We start from the raw sequence: 3,044 nt of genomic DNA, 5'->3' as shown, positions 1-3,044 counted from the left end.
TCGGGAAGCAGATTTTCCAGAACACTTTCTACTCGAACCAGTGAGACCATTTCTCCGCCAACTTTTACAAATCTTTTCAACCTGCCTCGATGCCAGAGAAAACCATCTTCGTCGAGAACTCCCATATCACCTGTATCATACCAGCCATTGCGAATACGAAGCGAAGTTTCTTCCAGATCTCCAAGATAACCTTCCATCACCAAGTCGCCTTTCACAAGTATTTTTCCTTCTTTATTTGGCGGAAGTTCTTCATCTGTTTCCCGATCAACGATCTTAACCTGAACACCGGGAAGCGGTTTGCCGACACTTCCCAATTTACTGAATTTCTCGCTGTTAACAGAAATCACCGGACTGGTTTCAGTTGCTCCGTATCCTTCGAGAATTGTAACATTATGTTTCTTTAAAAATCCTTCATAAATATGTGGAGTCAGTTTATCAGCTCCGGCTACGCCTACACGGAGAGAAGCAAAATCACCCGGATCAGATTTTTTCAAATAACCATAAAAGAAAGCAGGAGTTCCAGCCATAACCGTAATTCGATATTTCTTAACTAACTTACTGATAATTTTATAATCGAGAGGATTTGGATAAGCAACTATTGAACCGCCGAGAGAAATCGGTAACCAGAAATCTATGGTTAAACCGAAAATGTGAAAAAGCGGAAGATTTGCCATATATAGATCATCAGCTCTTATATCAACCTGTTTCGGAATATTGATAATATTATGAAGAATATTTTTGTGTGATAGCTGAACTGCTTTCGGTTCTTTCTCACTTCCGCTGGTAAAAAGGATAATGGAAACTTCATTTTCGGGACCATTATGAACAAAGGATCGTATCACTTTTGCTGAAAATTTCGATTTAATTAAAGCAGGTAATTTATTTAATAGCGATAAAGAAGCCATTATATCTTCGAGAAAGATCATTCCTTCGACAGGTTTAACATTGATTTTTTCAAGCAGTTTTTTGCTGGTTACAATCGTTTTGAAACTGCATTTTTCCTGGGCATAAACACAATTTTCAGCAGCACCAGTCGCATAATTGATCATTACCGGGATTTTCCCGCACATAAGAGTTCCCAGAATCGATAACATGCAGCCTGCGGAAGTCGGAACCATAATTCCCAGGTATTTTCCTTTGTAATTGCTGAATTTCTTGGAAAGGATCAAAGAAGCAATGAGCATCCTTTCATAACTGATCTCTTTCCCTGTTGCCTGATCATAAACTGCTATCTTCTTTGAGTTCTGTTTTGCCACTTGAATAAATTTTTGATGTAATTGCATATCTTCTCCTCATTTTTTTTGCCAGTTGGAAAATGAATTTGATGAAAAACCTGTCAATTTTTTTTTATTTTTCCCTTTCTTGACAAAAAAATCATAAAAAACTTTTTAAGAAAAACTTGAAATAGGAAAATATGAGATCAAACAGGATAGGAATTTATGTATTAGCGATTCTTGCCATGCTTTTCTGGGGTTCCAGCTTCATCTGGTACAAAATTATTTACCTTTATTATAAACCGTTTTCTGTAGTTATCCTGCGTTTACTTATCTCAGGATCTTTTTTAATCATTGTCAGTATTTTATTTAACAAAAGAGAAAAAATTCAAAGAATCGATCTCAAATATTTTTTCTTATTAGCTTTTTTCGAACCATTTGCTTATTTCCTTTGTGAAAGTCTTGGTATGCAGTATGTTTCAGCAACTATGGGAGCGATAATCATTTCCTTTATACCACTTCTCACTCCGGTATTTTCATTGATTTTCCTGAAAGAAAAAATTACTTATTTTGGAATTTTCGGAATTATTATTTCATTCATGGGAATTCTGTTGGTAGTAGTAAAAAACAACGATTCAACTTCTTCATTTAAGGGTATTATCTTGATGTTCCTGGCTGTTTTATCAGCAATATTTTATGGAATACTCCTGAAAAAAATATCTGCAAAATATTCCAGTATAACCATTATTAAAACTCTGAACATTATTGCTTTGATCTATTTTCTGCCTTTGTTTTTTATCCTGGAATGGAATCATTTTATCACTGTTATTCCAAATTTTCAAGCAATAATGACCTTACTGAAACTCTCGCTTTTCGCTTCCGGTTTAGCATTTATTTTTATAACCATAGTGGTCAGGAATATCGGATTGAACAATACAAATATTTTCGCAAACCTGATCCCGGTTTTTACAGCTTTCATCGCTTATTTGGTGTTGAAGGAAGAATTCAGTTTGAGGAAGATCATCGGTATTATTATTGTTATTTCAGGATTGTTTCTGTCCCAAATTCCATTTTTTATGAAGAAATTCCAGGAGCACAAATGATAGAATTCATAAAAAAAATCGCACTCGAAGCGGGTGAGATAATTAAAAAAGGATATTATTCGGAGCTGACAAATATCGAACATAAAGGTCAGGTCGATTTAGTAACTGAAACAGATTTGAAAAGCGAAGAACTTCTTAAAAAACGAATCAAAGAAAAATTTCCAAATGATAATATAGTTTCGGAAGAAACAAGCTCGGGATATAATTTTGGAAAACGGAACTGGATCATCGATCCGCTTGATGGAACCACGAATTTTTCTCATAAATTCCCGGTTTTTGCAGTTTCTATCGGATTGGAGATCGCTGGTATAATTTCTTTTGGAGTCGTTTACAATCCAATTTTAAACGAGATGTTTTTTGCCGAGAAAGGGAAAGGTGCTTTTTATAATGATGAATTAATTCAAGTATCGGAAAAAGATAAAATCTCCAATTCTCTAATTGCTACCGGTTTTGCCTATGATCGCTGGGAAAAAGGTGATTTTTATATCAAGGAATATCTTGCTTTTATGAAAAGATGTCAGGGTGTGCGTCGAGTTGGAGCAGCTGCCGTCGATCTTTGTTATGTAGCTATGGGAAGGCTGGATGGATTTTTTGAAAGGAAATTAAAACCATGGGATATGGCTGCTGGAAGTTTGATCGTAACAGAAGCCGGAGGAAATATTTCTCAATTCAATGGAGAAAAATGGCATTATCTCGATGATACGATCATTGCTTCGAATGGGAAGAT

3 protein-coding genes are annotated in these 3,044 nt (G+C 35.3%); 2 read left to right on the top strand and 1 reads right to left on the bottom strand.

The genetic code is table 11. From position 1 onward, the window contains the following. On the bottom strand, positions 1-1,283 hold a 1,283-nt coding region (locus tag ENL20_05890), incomplete at its 3' end, for a bifunctional acyl-ACP--phospholipid O-acyltransferase/long-chain-fatty-acid--ACP ligase (GenBank protein ID HHE38086.1). A gap of 131 nt (positions 1,284-1,414) precedes the next feature. On the opposite strand from ENL20_05890, the gene ENL20_05885 reads away from it, so the two are divergent. Together ENL20_05885 and ENL20_05880 are read left to right on the top strand one after the other, a co-directional pair. Next, positions 1,415-2,317: a DMT family transporter gene (locus tag ENL20_05885; protein HHE38085.1), complete on the top strand. Its 903-nt coding sequence runs from the start codon at positions 1,415-1,417 to the stop codon at positions 2,315-2,317. Next, the coding region (locus tag ENL20_05880) for an inositol monophosphatase (protein HHE38084.1) at positions 2,314-3,044 on the top strand (731 nt) is incomplete at its 3' end. The genes ENL20_05885 and ENL20_05880, both read left to right, overlap by 4 nt.

The sequence above is a fragment of the Candidatus Cloacimonadota bacterium genome (assembly GCA_011372345.1).
Taxonomy (GTDB): Bacteria; Cloacimonadota; Cloacimonadia; order Cloacimonadales; family TCS61; genus DRTC01.
Note: the sequence above shows the minus strand (reverse complement) of the source record. Positions and strands in the feature narration are given on the sequence as shown.

What these genes read in the sequence shown, in the direction of transcription:
- ENL20_05885 (HHE38085.1), top strand. Translation starts at nt 1,415, where the DNA reads ATGAGATCAAACAGGATAGGAATTTATGTATTAGCGATTCTTGCCATG.